We start from the raw sequence: 1,032 nt of genomic DNA on the forward strand, positions 1-1,032 counted from the left end.
GGAATCCCTGTGCGCATGCCTCGCACTGGACATCGAATTCGGCCTGGATCGCACGGGAAAACTCTATCTGTTCCAAGTCCGCCGGATGGCTAGGGCCCGACACTGGCATCCCGTTACCGAACGCCGCGTCGCCCGACAACTGGAGTTCGTCGAGCGCTTTGTCCAGGAATGCTCCCTGCCTCGTGAAGGCGTGGTCGGCGAGCGGACGATTCTGGCCATCATGCCCGATTGGAATCCAGCGGAGCTGATCGGCACAACGCCGCAACCACTGTCATCTTCTCTCTATAGAACGCTCATTACCCGCAGCACCTGGCGCGAAGCGCGCGCCGAGATGGGCTACCAGGAGCTGGGTGATGGCGAACTCATGTATCTCATCAACAGCCATCCATATATTGACGTGCGGATGAGCTTCAACTCTTTCCTGCCTGAGGGCCTGGACCGCGACACGGGCGGCAAGCTCGTGAGCGCCTGGATGAACCGGCTGGAGTCTTGCCCGGAACTACACGACAAGATTGAATTTGACATCGTTCCGACATGCCTGGATTTCTGCTTCGAACATGATTTCTCGGAGCGCTATCCAAACATTCTCTCGACCGCAGAACGTGAACAGTACACGCAGGCGCTGCGCATCCTGACCAGAAACGCGATCGGGCCGAAGCAGGACTCCACACTGGACCGGGCCCTGGAACTCGCCGCACAGCTGGACGCGCTACGGCTGACTGATGTGAATCACGCGGAACCGCATGCCTTCCTGGTCCGTGCCAGTCACTTGTTGAAGGCCTGCCGCCGTCTCGGCGTAAAACCATTCGCGGTTGCTGCCAGGCATGCGTTCATTGCCGAGGCGCTGTTGCGTTCTGCGGTGCGTCGCAATGGCTTGCGGCAGGAGCGCCTGGATGAGTTCAAGCGCAGCATACGCACCATCACTGGCAACATCGTCAACGAGTACGCACAGGTCTGTCATGGCGAGATCTCCCGGGAGGACTTCCTGACACGCTATGGACACCTGCGTCCCGGCACCTACGAGATCACTTC

At 59.6% G+C, this 1,032-nt stretch carries 1 pseudogene; it reads left to right on the forward strand.

Annotated elements, in window-relative coordinates:
- A pseudogene (locus tag KDH83_RS30810) lies at positions 1-1,032 on the forward strand (hypothetical protein); the annotation flags it as partial.

The sequence above is a fragment of the Achromobacter sp. Marseille-Q0513 genome (assembly GCF_018195695.1).
GTDB lineage: Bacteria > Pseudomonadota > Gammaproteobacteria > Burkholderiales > Burkholderiaceae_B > Achromobacter.